The sequence below is a fragment of the Silvania sp. genome, from assembly GCF_051656365.1.
Lineage (GTDB): Bacteria > Pseudomonadota > Gammaproteobacteria > Enterobacterales > Enterobacteriaceae > Enterobacter > Enterobacter hatchlandensis.
Genome location: NZ_JBOGBT010000006.1, coordinates 1 through 14,007, shown reverse-complemented (window position 1 = coordinate 14,007; position 14,007 = coordinate 1). Strand labels below are relative to the sequence as shown.

The following is a 14,007-nucleotide window of genomic DNA, read 5'->3' as shown; positions in this document are numbered from 1 at the left end:
AGCGTTTTCTCAGCTTAAGATTTGCCTGTTCCAGTCTTGCTGATTAAGATCCTGTAGGAAGAGGCAAGGACTTCGGTTATCCGTGAACATCCATAAACTTCTGGCTGCCCGTGACAAAGCAACATATAACAATCGCTTTGCTTTATCCATTTCTTCACTTTGCTGAAGCTCGTCCATACAGTTCAGGAGTGCCGCTTTTTGCGGGTATTTGTCACTGGTGACATAAAGAGCGAACACAAAAGGAAACTCGAGCCCCTTTGCTGCATGAGGTGTCAAAATGTGAACATGTGGTGCATCAAGATCAATGGCATTTGCCCGATTAACAGTTTCTGCCGCAATGCCTGCAGAGGACATTTGCGACATCGCACTTTCTGTTAGTTTGATATCTGGCACCATTATGGCGATCTGACCCGGATTGATCTTGAGAACATTTATTAATCTGCTGATGATATCAGCCGTGTAACTCAGGTGCTTCTCAGCCGGAGAATGAACCCAATAGGGCAACTCGCCACTGAAAACAGCATTGTTGATTCCGTCATCATCCTTTTCTGCATCGCCAGCGTTCAAACGTAATGGTTGAATAGCTTTGACTATCTGCTTTGTCATTCGGTAAGAGTTTCGCAAAATAAAACTATTACCAGCATGGAAGCGCAAATCGGGATAGATGCCATTCCAGGAAGGTGATTTGAGGTAAATGGATTGGGCTGTATCTGCTGTAAAAGTCAAAAATCGAACGTCTGAAACCAGTCTGGTGACGATCCGTATTGCCACAACAGAAAGATCCTGTAGTTCATCGACAAAAAGGAAATCGTACTTTTGAAAGGCTAATTGTTCCTTTTCCATCGCACGTAATATTTTAAGTCGGCGAAGCGCAAAAGTCGTAAAGTTATGGCTACGTAACGCTTTGACCCATGCTTTAAACATCAAATGGATAGCGTTTCTTTCTTTAATTTGGAGTGGTGTTTTCCGCCCTTTACGAGGGAATTCCTGATAGTCGGTAAGTTCCAGCAGGTTATTGCCTACTATAATTTGTTCAAACTCTTCCAGTATGAAAGCCCATCCTCTACGCTGTACTATTGTCGCGATATATGAGGTTTCCTCAGCAGATTCACCCAACGATGACACAATATGACGTAAACAATCGATCTGATTTTTTTGACTTGCAATCTCTGGTTGAGAGCTGGTGATCTTCGAGCCTAACTGGTATGTAATTGAGTCGAGTGTTTTAAATTCAACTTTCACGTTAGCCGTTTTTTTACTGATATTATCGTACATGCTTTTTGCTGATAACGATAATGCCTTATTAAAGGTGATGAATCCTACGCGAATCTGACCTGCATTAAGTAGGGTCTTGCTCTCTTCTTCTTCACGGATTTTGTTTATTCGCGCTAAATTGATGAGCGTCTTACCTGTGCCTGGCCCTCCCCTGATTAACATAGGTCCTGCAGAAATAGATTTATCAACTATCGATTTTTGTTGGGGATCAAGCACAGCCAAAAACTTACGCAACGGTTCGCAAGCAATTGATAGTAAAGAGTCCTGATGACTTAAAGAGTAAATACGCCCAATCTGATGTTGAGACGGAGAACGAACATATTCCTCTATACGATCGCAAATATCAGCAGGTACGCCCCGCGCTCGTGCCAGTTCAAAACTGTTACATTCGAGGATATACGGATGGTAATGGTCGGGTATTGACAAGAGATACAGATCTGATTGATCGAGCAATATCTCCTCGATGGTCACCGGCAGGTTCTCTATTCCACCTGCGTCTAATAAATCCTGCGTTGGAGCCGTGTCTTTAAGTTGGGCAATGCTTTTCAGAAGCTGGCTCAGCATCCCTTGTGAGGTCTCATCGACCGCTTTTAGGGGTGTTTTGTTTTTTAGCTGATTTGCACTAATCAGTAGTATTGAGGAAGATGATAACTGCAGGCGGAAATTGATCGTTAATTCGCCTTTCCGCCAACGATACCCTTTTGACGGATTCCCCTCTTTAAGAGAAGAAGCATTAACATTAAAGGGATAATCTTTTATGTTGTCCAGTTCGCTAAGCCACGCCGTTCCCATCGCAGTCGTTAACTGTTTTAGCTCTTTCTCAAACTGCGCGGTAAATTCTATTGTCCAGACCATTGGCGTCATTATCTTAAGATGAAAGCACTGGAGACTCACGCAGACCGGTATAACACCGCATTACTCATCTGTGCATGCTGGTTTAACGGCAAACAAAAATTTAGTTAAATCAAAAGACGTGAGGGGATACCTCAGTAATTTACCCTAACGATAGCGGTATGACTACGCAATAAAGGCCTTTTTCTGTTCCCAACTCGGGCTGATGAGTGAATCAGGGGGATGTCTGGCTGAGAGTAAATTTCAGAGTGGCGTATATTATTTTGGTCTGTTACGCAAAGCGTGAGCCAGTACCCTGTATGAGAATGCAGGACGTGGTTAATAGATAACTTCGCCAGAAATCAGGCTTAGCTAACAGGATGCGGTATGGAAAATTACGCCAACAAAAGCGGTGATTCACAGGTCGTCAGCTTCCAGATTGAGGCCAACTCGATTAAAGTCCGTTTTAAGAACAATCACGTCTATGTTTACGATATCCGCCATCCCGGGCCGGAACATCTGGAAAAAATGAAAGAGCTGGCACGTGCCGGGTGGGGTCTGAATACCTATATAGAAAGTGAAGTAAAAAACGATTTTTCATCAAAGGTGTTTTAAATTTCATTTCCTGACCTGGAACGGCTGAGGGTGTTCCATGTCCGGAGAAGGTACCGGAAAATCGCTTACACTGCGGTATTTCCTGTGCTGGGATTGAGGCATGAAAATGTGCATTCCCAGGCTGAAAATTGAACGTCATTGCACCCCATGGGCCCCCCTGGGCACAAATTTCAGGCACAAAAAAACCACCTTTCGGTGGTTTCACGACACTGCTTATTGCTTTGATTATTCTGCTTATTTCCCATGGTACCCGGAACGAGACTTGAACTCGTACAGCCTATGGCCGAGGGATTTTAAATCCCTTGTGTCTACCGATTCCACCATCCGGGCTCGGGAAGAAATTGGAGGCGCGTTCCGGAGTCGAACCGGACTAGACGGATTTGCAATCCGCTACATAACCGCTTTGCTAACGCGCCTTAAAATCTTTGCTCTTACAACTCACACCCGCAATTGCCGATGTTTCTAAATTTGGAGCGGGAAACGAGACTCGAACTCGCGACCCCGACCTTGGCAAGGTCGTGCTCTACCAACTGAGCTATTCCCGCAATCATCAAGCTAATCACTTGATTTTGCTATCGACTGGCGAAGCGTGCCGCCGTTCGATGCGTTGCATTCTACTTACCTGACGTTTTGAGTCAACGTTATTTTTCGCAACCATAGATCGTTTGCTGAAAATTACGGCGAAACGATCACTGATCAAGCAAATCCCCGCGCGCGGCGTTCAAATATTGCAGCATCGACCACAGCGTCAGCACCGCAGAAACCATAAACAGACCGATACCGGCCCACTCTACCCACTCGTTGGGACGCCACAGCATCCACACCAGCGCGGCCATCTGTGACGTGGTCTTCACCTTTCCAATCCACGAAACCGCCACGCTGCTGCGTTTACCCAGCTCAGCCATCCACTCACGCAGGGCCGAGATAATGATTTCGCGGGCAATCATGGTGGCGGCTGGCAGCGTCACCCACCAGGTGTGGTAGTGCTCAACCACCAGCACCATCGCGATCGCGACCATCACCTTGTCCGCGACCGGATCGAGGAAGGCGCCAAAACGGGTGCTCTGGTTCCAGCGACGCGCCAGGTAGCCATCAAACCAGTCTGTCACTGCCGCGACAAAAAAGATCAGTGCACATGCGAAGGGAGCCCAGACGAATGGCAGATAAAAAGCCAGTACAAAGAAAGGGATAAGGACGACGCGAAAAAGCGTCAACAACGTAGGGATATTTAATCGCATAGGGACGGTAACTGTTTGTTGTCAGTAATTATTAGCCCTATGTTGCTACAGAGCCCTCAATGTTTCAACGAGTAGTAGATCTTTTCTGCCAGCCCTTGCGAAATACCCGGCACTTTTGCAATTTCCTCGACGCTGGCGTTGAGTAAACCTTGCAAACCTCCCATATATTTCAACAGCATCTGGCGACGTTTTGGCCCAACGCCTTCGATTGTCTCCAGGGTACTGGTATTTTTAACTTTTGCCCGTTTTTTACGGTGACCGCCAATCGCGTGATCGTGCGAATCATCGCGAATATGTTGGATAACATGCAGCGCAGGCGAATCCGGCGGCAAGTTAAAGCCCTCTCCTTCCGGCTCCAGAAACAGGGTTTCCAGCCCGGCCTTACGATCGGTACCTTTTGCCACGCCCAGCAGCAGCGGATGATGCTTATCCCAGGCGACGTCCAGTTCGGCAAATACCGCTTTTGCCTGACCAAGTTGACCTTTGCCCCCGTCGATGACAATCACATCCGGGATCTTACTTTCTTCAATCGCTTTTCCGTAACGACGGCGCAGCACCTGATTCATCGCGGCGTAATCATCCCCTGGCGTGATGCCCGTGATGTTATAGCGGCGATATTCAGCCCGCAGAGGGCCGTTAGCATCGAATACCACGCAGGAGGCCACAGTTTGCTCCCCCATCGTATGGCTGATATCGAAACACTCCATCCGCTTCACTTCCGGCAGGTTCAGCACGGTTGCCAGCGCATTCAGACGCTGATGAATCGTTGACTGTTGCGACAGTTTGGTCGTCAGCGCCGTGGCCGCGTTGGTGCGTGCCAGCTTCAGATAGCGGGCGCGATCGCCGCGGGGTTTGGTCTGAACGTTGACGCGACGCCCTGCCAGCTCCGAAAGCGAATCCGCCAGCAGCGTTTTATCGCTGAGGTTAAAATCGAGCAGGATTTCCGACGGCAGGGTGCGCATCTGACTGCCCTGTAAATAGAACTGGCCGACAAAGGTTTCCACCACTTCGCCAAGTTCCGTGCCGCCCGGCACCTTCGGGTAATAGCTGCGGCTGCCCAGCACTTTACCCTGGCGGATAAACAGCACGTGCACGCAGGCCATACCCGCGTCAAACGACACGCCAATCACGTCAAGATCGTCGCCGGTGTTGGAGACAAACTGTTTTTCCGTGACCCGACGTACCGCCTGGATCTGATCGCGAATGCGCGCGGCCTCTTCAAAGGCCAGCGCCTGGCTGGCCTTTTCCATGCGCGCAATCAGCTGGGTCAGCACCTGATCGTCTTTCCCGGCAAGGAACAGGCGCACGTAGTCCACCTGCTGAGCATACTCCTCTTCGCTGACCAGCCCTTCCACGCACGGCCCCAGACAGCGGCCAATCTGATACTGCAGACAGGGCCGGGAGCGGTTGCGATAGACGCTGTTTTCACACTGGCGGATTGGGAAGATTTTTTGTAACAGTGCCAGGGTTTCCCGCACGGCATAGCCGTTAGGGAATGGGCCGAAATACTCACCTTTCGCATGCTTCGCGCCGCGATGGGTCGCCAGGCGCGGATGGGTATCGCCGCTGAGAAAGATAAAGGGATAGGATTTGTCATCACGTAGCAGCACGTTGTAACGCGGCTGATATAGCTTGATGTAGTTATGCTCCAGCAGCAGCGCTTCGGTCTCCGTATGGGTGACGGTGACGTCGATTTGCTGGATCTGCGCGACAAGCGCCTCTGTCTTGCGGGAGGCGAGATTGCTGCGGAAATAGCTGGAAAGGCGCTTTTTCAGATCCTTCGCTTTTCCGACATAAATAACCGTGCCGCCCGCGTCGTACATCCGGTAGACGCCTGGCTGGCTGGTTACGGTTTTAAGAAAAGCACTGGATTCAAACACGTTACTCACTGGCTTATTAAGGTCTCGGCATTGCAAAGACCGTGGCGAATGGCCAGGTGAGTAAGTTCGACGTCGCCATGGATGTTCAGTTTACTGAACATGCGGTAGCGGTAGCTGTTCACCGTTTTCGGGCTGAGATTCAGCTGCTCGGAAATCTCATTCACCTTCTGACCTTTGGTGATCATCAGCATAATCTGCAATTCACGCTCAGACAAACTGGCAAACGGCGATTCGGTTTTTTCTGGCTCAATCTGGCTCAGGGCCATCTGCTGCGCGATATCAGAGGCAATATAGCGCTGCCCGGAAAACACGGACCGGATGGCATTGACCATCTCCTGCGGGGCTGCACCTTTACTTAAATAACCCGCCGCGCCGGCCTGCATCACTTTTGCAGGCAGCGGATTCTCGGTATGAACCGTCAGCATGATGACTTTGGTATCCACAAAGGAGCGGGCGATCTTGCGGGTCGCTTCCAGACCGCCAATGCCGGGCATATTCATGTCCATCAGCACAACATCAGCGCTATTTGAACGGCACCATTTGACGGCGTCTTCACCGCAGCAAGCCTCACCGGCGACTTTAATACCTTTTATATCTTCAAGAATGCGTCGTATCCCTGCGCGCACCAGTTCGTGGTCATCAACAAGAAGGACGTTGATCAAAGGACATTCTCCAGAATAGGGATAACGCTACGGACAGCTAATTCGGCTTATATTAACGGTTTTTGACTCAACTTAAAAACGTTAAAACAGGACGCTCGCCCCAGGGCTCTCGTTTTTGGAAATTAACTTGTACATCAACTGGAAACAAAAACCTTACGTAACGCGCTGCAGACAGGTTCGCAGCCTGATGTTTTCGGAAACCACATTTTTTTAGCGCTATTTTAGTTTTGTTAAAATATCTAATAGATTTTTGTAACAACAATTAACGCCGCGCAAACCTTAACCAACAATTAATTACGACTAAACAGGCAGAACACATAAACTTAATGCTTGTTCAGTTAAATAAACAGAATGCGAAAAAGAACAAAAAACAACCACTGCGTTTTTCCAGACAGCTTGTGGTATACTCCGCCGCCATAACTTTGATCTAAGCGCTTAAGCGCCGTTTTTTAATGAGGAAAATAAATGAGCACACCTGATTTCGCCACTGCAGAAAATAATCAAGAACTGGCGCAGGAAGTCTCCTGCCTGAAATCACTGCTGACGCTGATGCTGCAGGCGATGGGTCAGGCAGACGCTGGGCGTGTGATCATTAAGATGGAACGCCAAATCGCGCAGATGGAAGACCAGGCTCAGGCCGAGGTATTTTCCGGCACCGTTAAGCAAATCAAACAAGCTTACCGTCAATAAAACAAAAACGGCTGAAAGCATCGCATTCAGCCGTTTACTCGCCTGCCACGCAGAACAGAAGTGTTGTCAGATAATCCCCGTCGCGGCCGCATAGCACGCAATCTGCGTCTTATTAGGCGCATTGAATTTCTTCTGCATATTCTTCTGATGGAAGTTTACCGTGTTTTCAGAAATAGACAGAATGATCGCTATTTCTGCTGACGTTTTCCCTTCCGCCGTCCATTTCAGAATTTCTTTTTCGCGCTTGCTGAATTTCATCTCCGGCGGCATCACCATTTCATGCTCGAAACGCAGCAGCGTGGTCATCGCCATTTGCACCAGCATTTGTAGACGTAATTCAACCACTTCGCCCGCCATTGCCTGCCCAGAGAGACTGGTACTGGATACCGAAAGAAAACCAAGCGCATGATTCGGCAGCATCAGACATTGCGTAATTCCCTTGCGCAGCCCATGGTCACGCGCACCGTCCCACAGAGGTTGTGCCTCCGCGAATAACGCATCATTCCAGGGTAAATGACCGTGCACGAAATTCTCCGGCTTCAGTACCGGATCGATCGCAAAGTAATTTTCTGCCTGATACTGAGACATCCATTGCTGCGGGTAGGTCGAATGCAGCGAGAGTTTAGGCCGCGTGAAAGGTACCGGATGACGCACGCAGAGGGCATAAAAATCGTAACCCAGCGTCTGGGTTTGTCGTTGTAGTTCGGAATATACCTCGTCGGCAGAAGTCATCTCCTGAAACCGCACAAAGCATTCCCGTCGCCATGTGAAAAAGTCTAAATCCTTCATACTTACGAAATAAAACCCCTGTAAAAGATAATCATTATTATGTATTCATAAACTAACACATAAATCTTATTTATATATATAAAATATCGGCTCAGCGGCAAATATCTACAGAAATTATAGAGTTATAAGCATATCGACAGCATTTAATCACGCCCAGATGCATTCACAGGAACAATAATTTGCTCCGGAGATTAATTCCGGAGCAAAAGAGTGCAAAAATGCTACTGCATTAGAAATTTTTCCAGAAATTGCTTCGTACGTGGCTGCTGCGGGTTGGCAAACAGTGATTTTGCCGGCCCCTGTTCTACGATGCGTCCTTGATCCATGAAGATCGCCCGGTCCGCAACGTCGCGGGCAAAGCTCATCTCGTGGGTGACGATGACAAGGGTACGCTTCTCCTGCGCCAGCTGACGAATGGTGTTCAGCACCTCGCCCACCAGCTCCGGATCCAGCGCCGAGGTCGGTTCATCAAACAGAATGACGTCAGGTCGCATAGCCAACGCGCGGGCAATGGCTACGCGCTGCTGCTGCCCGCCGGAGAGTCGACGCGGATAGCTGGTCTCTTTACCCGACAGCCCCACCTTCGTCAGCAGCTCGCGGGCGCGGGCAGTGGCATCCTCTTTCGACTCGCCTTTGACGATCACCGGCCCTTCAATAATGTTTTCCAGCACCGTGCGATGCGGAAACAGATTAAAGCTCTGAAATACAAACCCCACCTGCTGACGCAGGCGGCGGATCAGCCCCTTCTGCTGGTTAAGCGATTTACCCGTATCGATGGTGATATCGCCCACGCGGATGGTTCCGCCCTCGGGGTGTTCCAGCAGGTTGATACTGCGCAACAGCGTGGTTTTACCCGAGCCGCTCGGCCCGATGATCGCCACTACCTCCCCTTCCTGCACTTCGAGGTCGATCCCGTGCAGAACGGTCTGTCCGTGAAATTTCTTCACCAGGTTTTTGACGTCGATAGCACTCATTTCGGATCACGCTCCTGGCGGTTAAGCTGGTTTTCAAAATGGTTCTGCAGCGCCGAGAGCACCGTCGCCATCACCCAGTAGATCAGCGAGGCCGCGAGGTACATGGTAAAAACCTCCAGCGTGCGTGAGGTGATGAGCTGCGCCTGGCGGAACAGCTCCGGCACCTGAATGGTGGCCGCCAGCGAGGTGTCTTTCACCAGGCTGATAAAACTGTTGCTGAGCGGGGGCAGAGCCACGCGCGCCGCCTGCGGGAGAATAGCGCGACGCAGGGTTTGCCACGGCGTCATGCCAATACTGGCCGCCGCTTCCCACTGCCCTTTTTCGATGGAAGAGATCGCCGCGCGCAGCGTTTCCGAGGTGTAGGCCGCGGTGTTCAGCGACAGGCCAATCATCGCCGCCGGGATCGGATCAAGCTCGATACCGAACTGCGGCAAACCGTAATAGATCATAAACAGCTGGGCAATAAGCGGCGTACCGCGAAACACCGAGATATAGAACCGCGCCAGCCAGCGGACGGGCAGGATGGGCGACATGCGCATCAATGCCAGCACAAAGCCCAGCACCAGTCCAAAGAACATCCCGCCGATACTCAGCTGCAGCGTAAATACCGCGCCTTTCAGCAGGAAGGGCAATGAATCAATCACCAGTTGGATACTTTCTTGCATTATGATTTTTCTGCCTGTGCTTTAGACATGAGGATGGTAGGCAAACAGCGCCGGTGCACCGCCAGTATGAATAAACAGAATCGGTCCTTCATCTTTAAAGCGCTTCTGACTGATACCGTCGATAAGCCCTGCCATCGCTTTACCGGTGTAAACCGGATCCAGCAGGATCCCTTCCAGCCGCGCCAGCAGTTTTACCGCCTCCGTCCCCTCGTCATTCGGGGTGCCGTAGCCGGGCGCAAAGTAGTCGTCCCACAGAATAATGTCGTTACTGGCGCTCACCTCCAGCTGCTGCGCCACCTCCTGCTGCAGGGTGACGACCTTCGGCTTTTGCATCGCGATGCTGCGCGACACGGTGACGCCAATCAGCTCGACCTCGGGCATCAGTTGCTCCAGCCCAACCGCCAGCCCGGCATGGGTGCCCGCACTGCCGGAGGCCACCACCACCGAGGAGATCCCGACCGCGCCTTCACACTGCTGGGCAATCTCCAGCGCGCTTTCGACGTAGCCCAGCGCACCCAGCGCGTTTGAACCGCCCACCGGAATCACGTAAGGGCGAAAACCCTGTGCTTCGACGCGGGTCGCCAGCTCGTGAAGCTGCGCCTGCGGATCGGTCAGGGCATCGCACATCTCGATTTGCACATTAAACAGATCCAGCAGCAGGCGGTTGCCGTTGCTGAGGTAGTTTTCTGCCCGGGTACCAATCGGGTTTTCCAGCAGCGCCACGCAGTGCAGGCCCAGCTTGGCCGCCACGGCGGCGGTCTGGCGAACATGGTTGGACTGAATCGCCCCTGCGGTAATCAGCGTATCGGCCCCTTCGCGCAGGGCATCCGCCGCCAGAAACTCCAGTTTGCGCAGCTTATTGCCGCCCATTGCCATCGGCGTCACATCGTCACGTTTGATCAAAATATCGCGCCCGAGGTAATCCGATAAGCGCGGTAAATACTCCAGCGGAGTGGGTGCGCCAATAAATTCGAGGCGTGGAAAACGCGTTAAGTTCTGTAGTGACATGAAAACCTCCGTAACCCTGTCTAAGTCTGATGTTTTTATTATGCACGCTGACGGCGAGGAAATAAAAAAGGCGCTTTGATAAGCGCCTTTTTTGTTAGCTAACTGCTTACTTTGTGATATCTGCCCCGAACCACTTCTCGGAGAGCGCCTTCAGGCTGCCGTCTTTTTGCATCTCGGCGATTGCAGCGTCGATAGCTTTGACCAGATCGTCGTTGTCTTTACGGATTGCTACGCCCGCTTCCTGGCGGGAGAACGCATCACCGGCAACGGCCAGCGTGTCTTTGGTTTTCTTAACCAGATCCAGCGCTGCCAGACGGTCAACCAGAATGGCGTCGATACGGCCTACGCGCAGATCCTGGTATTTAGTCGGGTCATCATCATAGGTACGAATGTCCACGCCCTGTACGTTTTTACGCAGCCACTCTTCGTAGTTAGTGCCCAGACCAACACCGACTTTTTTCCCTTTCAGGTCCGCAGCCGACTTGATAGTGCCTTCATTGCCTTTTTTCACCAGCGCCTGGATACCGGAGACGGTATACGGCGTGGAGAAATCATACTTTTTCTTACGTTCGTCAGAGATGGTGACCTGGTTAATCACCACATCAATACGTTTTGAGTCCAGCGAGGCCAGCATGCCGTCCCATTTGGTCGGTTTCAGCGACGCTTTCACGCCGAGGTGCTTCGCCAACTCTTCGGCGAACTCAACTTCAAAACCGGTCAGTTTGCCGTCATCGCCCTGGTAGCTGAACGGAGGATACGTCCCTTCCAGCCCCACCAGCAGCGTGCCGCGCTCTTTCACTTTATTCAACAGACCTTCTGCCGCGAATGTTTTGACGCTCATACCGGCAACCAGCGCAACGGCCATTACACCCATCAGCGCCTGACGACCCAGAAGTGCTAATTTCATACCTACCCCGATATCATTGGAATTTTGAGTGTAGTGTAGGGTGTTTAACCGCAAGGTCAAACACGACTGCGCTACATGTTATTCATTTTTAATATATATCAGAAGTTGTTTCGAGGCGGACTTTCTGCCTGGTCGCCATCGGCATTTGCGTTTTGAATTGCGCATATTTGCGCAGTGCAATCCGATAGTTATTGGTGCTGGTCGCGGGCAGCCAGGGTTCCAGATTTTCATCCAGATAACCATTGCTCAGTAAGTCACGGGAAATTCGCTGCGTGGTCAGATGCTGGCCAAGACGACGCAGACGCACAACATACTCGCGCACCGTGCCGTGGCTCATCTCTGTTTGTTCAAACAAGAATTGCTTAAAGCCAATAATGTCGAAGTAGTCGCTCTGCTCTTTGCAATGCAGATCGCCACAAAAACGACATAGCGCCACCCACTCCTGCTGCTCTTCCTGCCATCCGGCTTCATCCAGCAAGGTATCGAGGCGGGAGATCGCAATTTTATTGACGATTTCTCCGCGACGAACCAGCGTGATGCGGTCGAGTAACTTCTGGCAGTGGGCGCAATGCGTCTGGCTGTGTTTAAAGTCTTTAAGGTAGCGGCTTAATGGCCGTCTTTTAGATTGCTGCACCGTCATGATAACTCCTGGTTTCAACACGTTGTGCGGCACTTATCGGGTGATATGCATCACCTATAACTTACCCAGTTTGGTCCGTAAGCGTTTAATGGCCTGGCTGTGCAACTGGCTAACCCTTGACTCCCCCACTTCCAGTACCGCACCAATCTCTTTGAGATTGAGCTCTTCCTGGTAATAGAGCGTCAGCACCAGCTGTTCACGTTCCGGTAAAGCTTCAATCGCTTCCATTACGCGCTGGCGCACGTTGCCTTCCATTAACTGGTGCAACGGGTTTTCCTGCTTGTGATCGTCCGTCACCAGTTCGATGCTATCGCCATGCTCTTCACGCCACTCGTCATAAGAGAAGAGTTGGCTGTTATTGGTATCGAGCAACATCTGACGATATTCGACAGTCGCGATACCCAGACGCTCCGCCACTTCAGTTTCGGTTGCGTTGCGCCCAAGTTCCTGCTCCAGCTGCCCCATCGCCTGCGCCACTTCGCGTGCATTGCGGCGGACGCTGCGCGGCACCCAGTCACGGCTGCGCAGTTCATCCAGCATCGCACCACGAATACGCTGTACTGCATAAGTCGTAAATGCCGTTCCTTGCAGGGCGTCATACCGGTCTACTGCATTCAATAACCCGATTCCGCCCGCCTGTAGCAGATCGTCCAGTTCCACACTCGCCGGCAGCCGCACCTGGAGGCGCAATGCTTCGTGACGCACCAGCGGGACATAACGCTGCCACAGCGAGTGTTTATCCATTACACCATCAGCGGTATAGAGTGAATTCACGATAAACAGCCCTGCGTTAGTTGAGTTATCGGCATGATTATCCGTTTCTGGAGGGGTTTTAATCGTGTGAATAGGGGGGGGAATGGGGGGTTATTTAGGGGTTCTATATATAGAGGGAAAGTAAAAAACCCCGCAGAGGCGGGGTTGACGCGATAAGTTTGAATTAACGCAGCAGGGACAGCATGGTCTGTGGAACCTGGTTAGCCTGCGCCAGTACTGAAGAGCCAGCCTGCTGCAGGATCTGCGCGCGGGACATATTAGATACTTCGGTGGCGTAGTCGGAATCCTGAATACGGCTGCGGGCAGCAGACAGGTTGTTCACGGTATTGTTCAGATTGGTGATGGTAGATTCAAAACGGTTCTGGGAGGCACCGAGGGAGCTACGCTGGGTATCGACTGATTTGATAGCAGCATCGATATCGGTCAGAGGCGTTGTGCCTGCTGCAACACCCGCTGCACCGCCGGTTACTTTACCTTTCAGTACGTCAAAACCAACTGCTGCTACAGTACGCATTTGACCATTAACGGCTTCTTTCTTGGTTTCAGCTGCAGCCAGTGTTGCGGCAGTTTCTGTAATGACATATTTGTTCTCTACCGCAGTATCGATGCCTGCGGCACCTGCTGTTGCTAGGTTCCAGCCACCACTACCATTGATACCGATGCTGATTTTCTCACCATCTTTAGAACCGACCTGGAAGTCATAATTTTTAGCAGTAGCCGCTCGGTTATCCAGAATTTTAATGCCGTTGAAATCTGTTTCTTTGGTGACGCGGTTCACTTCCTGCATACGCTGGTTAACTTCAGACTGGATAGAGTCGATGTCAGACGCGGAGTTAGAGCTGTTCTGCGCCTGAACAGTCAGGTCACGGATTCGCTGCAGGTTGTTGTTGATTTCGCCCAGCGCGCCTTCTGCAGTCTGCGCCAGAGAAATACCGTCGTTCGCATTACGCGCCGCCACGTTCAGACCGTTAATGTTCGAGGTGAAACGGTTAGCAATCGCCTGACCCGCAGCATCGTCTTTCGCGCTGTTGATACGCAGGCCGGAGGACAGACGCTCAA

Annotated in this window: 14 protein-coding genes and 3 tRNA genes; 2 read left to right on the top strand and 15 right to left on the bottom strand. The window is 51.2% G+C overall.

Features of this window, described 5'->3' with window-relative positions:
• Positions 1–9: 9 nt before the first annotated feature.
• Positions 10–2,130 carry a UvrD-helicase domain-containing protein gene (locus ACRDD5_RS00730; protein WP_438675595.1) on the bottom strand — a complete coding sequence of 707 codons (2,121 nt, stop codon included), beginning with the start codon at positions 2,128–2,130 and terminating at the stop codon, positions 10–12.
• A gap of 363 nt (positions 2,131–2,493) precedes the next feature.
• Here ACRDD5_RS00730 and ACRDD5_RS00725 point away from each other — a divergent pair, with 363 nt between their 5' ends.
• A complete protein-coding gene (locus tag ACRDD5_RS00725; protein WP_271282306.1) occupies positions 2,494–2,721 on the top strand; it encodes a hypothetical protein in 228 nt (75 codons plus the stop codon).
• A 244-nt stretch (positions 2,722–2,965) separates the two neighbouring features.
• Here the strand turns inward: ACRDD5_RS00725 and ACRDD5_RS00720 are convergent.
• From ACRDD5_RS00720 to uvrY, 6 genes are all read right to left on the bottom strand, one after another.
• A tRNA-Leu gene (locus tag ACRDD5_RS00720) sits at positions 2,966–3,051 on the bottom strand.
• A 12-nt stretch (positions 3,052–3,063) separates the two neighbouring features.
• Positions 3,064–3,137 (bottom strand) — tRNA-Cys (locus ACRDD5_RS00715).
• Between the two features lie 53 nt (positions 3,138–3,190).
• Positions 3,191–3,266, bottom strand: a tRNA-Gly gene (locus ACRDD5_RS00710).
• Between the two features lie 144 nt (positions 3,267–3,410).
• Positions 3,411–3,959 carry a CDP-diacylglycerol--glycerol-3-phosphate 3-phosphatidyltransferase gene (gene pgsA, locus ACRDD5_RS00705; protein WP_271282305.1) on the bottom strand — a complete coding sequence of 183 codons (549 nt, stop codon included), beginning with the start codon at positions 3,957–3,959 and terminating at the stop codon, positions 3,411–3,413.
• A gap of 56 nt (positions 3,960–4,015) precedes the next feature.
• Complete coding sequence (gene uvrC / locus ACRDD5_RS00700) at positions 4,016–5,848, bottom strand: excinuclease ABC subunit UvrC (RefSeq protein ID WP_271282304.1); 1,833 nt, start codon at positions 5,846–5,848, stop codon at positions 4,016–4,018.
• The gene (uvrY, locus tag ACRDD5_RS00695; protein WP_142486287.1) at positions 5,845–6,501 is read right to left on the bottom strand and encodes a UvrY/SirA/GacA family response regulator transcription factor; all 657 of its coding nucleotides are present in this window, start codon (positions 6,499–6,501) and stop codon (positions 5,845–5,847) included. The genes uvrC and uvrY overlap by 4 nt, the downstream gene beginning before the upstream one ends.
• A 465-nt stretch (positions 6,502–6,966) precedes the next feature.
• Here uvrY and ACRDD5_RS00690 point away from each other — a divergent pair, with 465 nt between their 5' ends.
• Complete coding sequence (locus ACRDD5_RS00690) at positions 6,967–7,191, top strand: DUF2594 family protein (RefSeq protein WP_271268608.1); 225 nt, start codon at positions 6,967–6,969, stop codon at positions 7,189–7,191.
• Positions 7,192–7,257: 66 nt separating this feature from the next.
• On the opposite strand, the gene sdiA is transcribed toward ACRDD5_RS00690, so the two are convergent.
• The 8 genes from sdiA to ACRDD5_RS00650 form a co-directional block, all read right to left on the bottom strand.
• A complete protein-coding gene (sdiA, locus tag ACRDD5_RS00685; protein ID WP_271282302.1) occupies positions 7,258–7,980 on the bottom strand; it encodes a transcriptional regulator SdiA in 723 nt (240 codons plus the stop codon).
• Positions 7,981–8,201: 221 nt separating this feature from the next.
• Positions 8,202–8,954, bottom strand: a complete 753-nt coding sequence (tcyN, locus tag ACRDD5_RS00680) for an L-cystine ABC transporter ATP-binding protein TcyN (RefSeq protein ID WP_271282301.1) — start codon at positions 8,952–8,954, stop codon at positions 8,202–8,204.
• Positions 8,951–9,619: a cystine ABC transporter permease gene (gene tcyL / locus ACRDD5_RS00675; protein WP_271282300.1), complete on the bottom strand. Its 669-nt coding sequence runs from the start codon at positions 9,617–9,619 to the stop codon at positions 8,951–8,953. Before tcyL ends, tcyN begins: the two co-directional genes overlap by 4 nt.
• 21 nt (positions 9,620–9,640) lie before the next feature.
• Positions 9,641–10,627, bottom strand: a complete 987-nt coding sequence (dcyD, locus tag ACRDD5_RS00670; protein ID WP_438675594.1) for a D-cysteine desulfhydrase — start codon at positions 10,625–10,627, stop codon at positions 9,641–9,643.
• A gap of 106 nt (positions 10,628–10,733) precedes the next feature.
• On the bottom strand, positions 10,734–11,534 hold the full coding sequence (gene tcyJ, locus ACRDD5_RS00665) for a cystine ABC transporter substrate-binding protein (RefSeq protein WP_438675593.1): 801 nt from the start codon (positions 11,532–11,534) through the stop codon (positions 10,734–10,736).
• A gap of 88 nt (positions 11,535–11,622) precedes the next feature.
• Entirely contained in the window at positions 11,623–12,174 is a 552-nt protein-coding gene (fliZ, locus tag ACRDD5_RS00660; protein WP_271282297.1) for a flagella biosynthesis regulatory protein FliZ, read from the bottom strand.
• Between the two features lie 54 nt (positions 12,175–12,228).
• Positions 12,229–12,948 carry an RNA polymerase sigma factor FliA gene (locus tag ACRDD5_RS00655; RefSeq protein ID WP_271282296.1) on the bottom strand — a complete coding sequence of 240 codons (720 nt, stop codon included), beginning with the start codon at positions 12,946–12,948 and terminating at the stop codon, positions 12,229–12,231.
• Positions 12,949–13,111: 163 nt separating this feature from the next.
• A partial coding sequence (locus ACRDD5_RS00650; RefSeq protein WP_438675592.1) for a flagellin N-terminal helical domain-containing protein occupies positions 13,112–14,007 on the bottom strand: 896 nt, incomplete at its 5' end.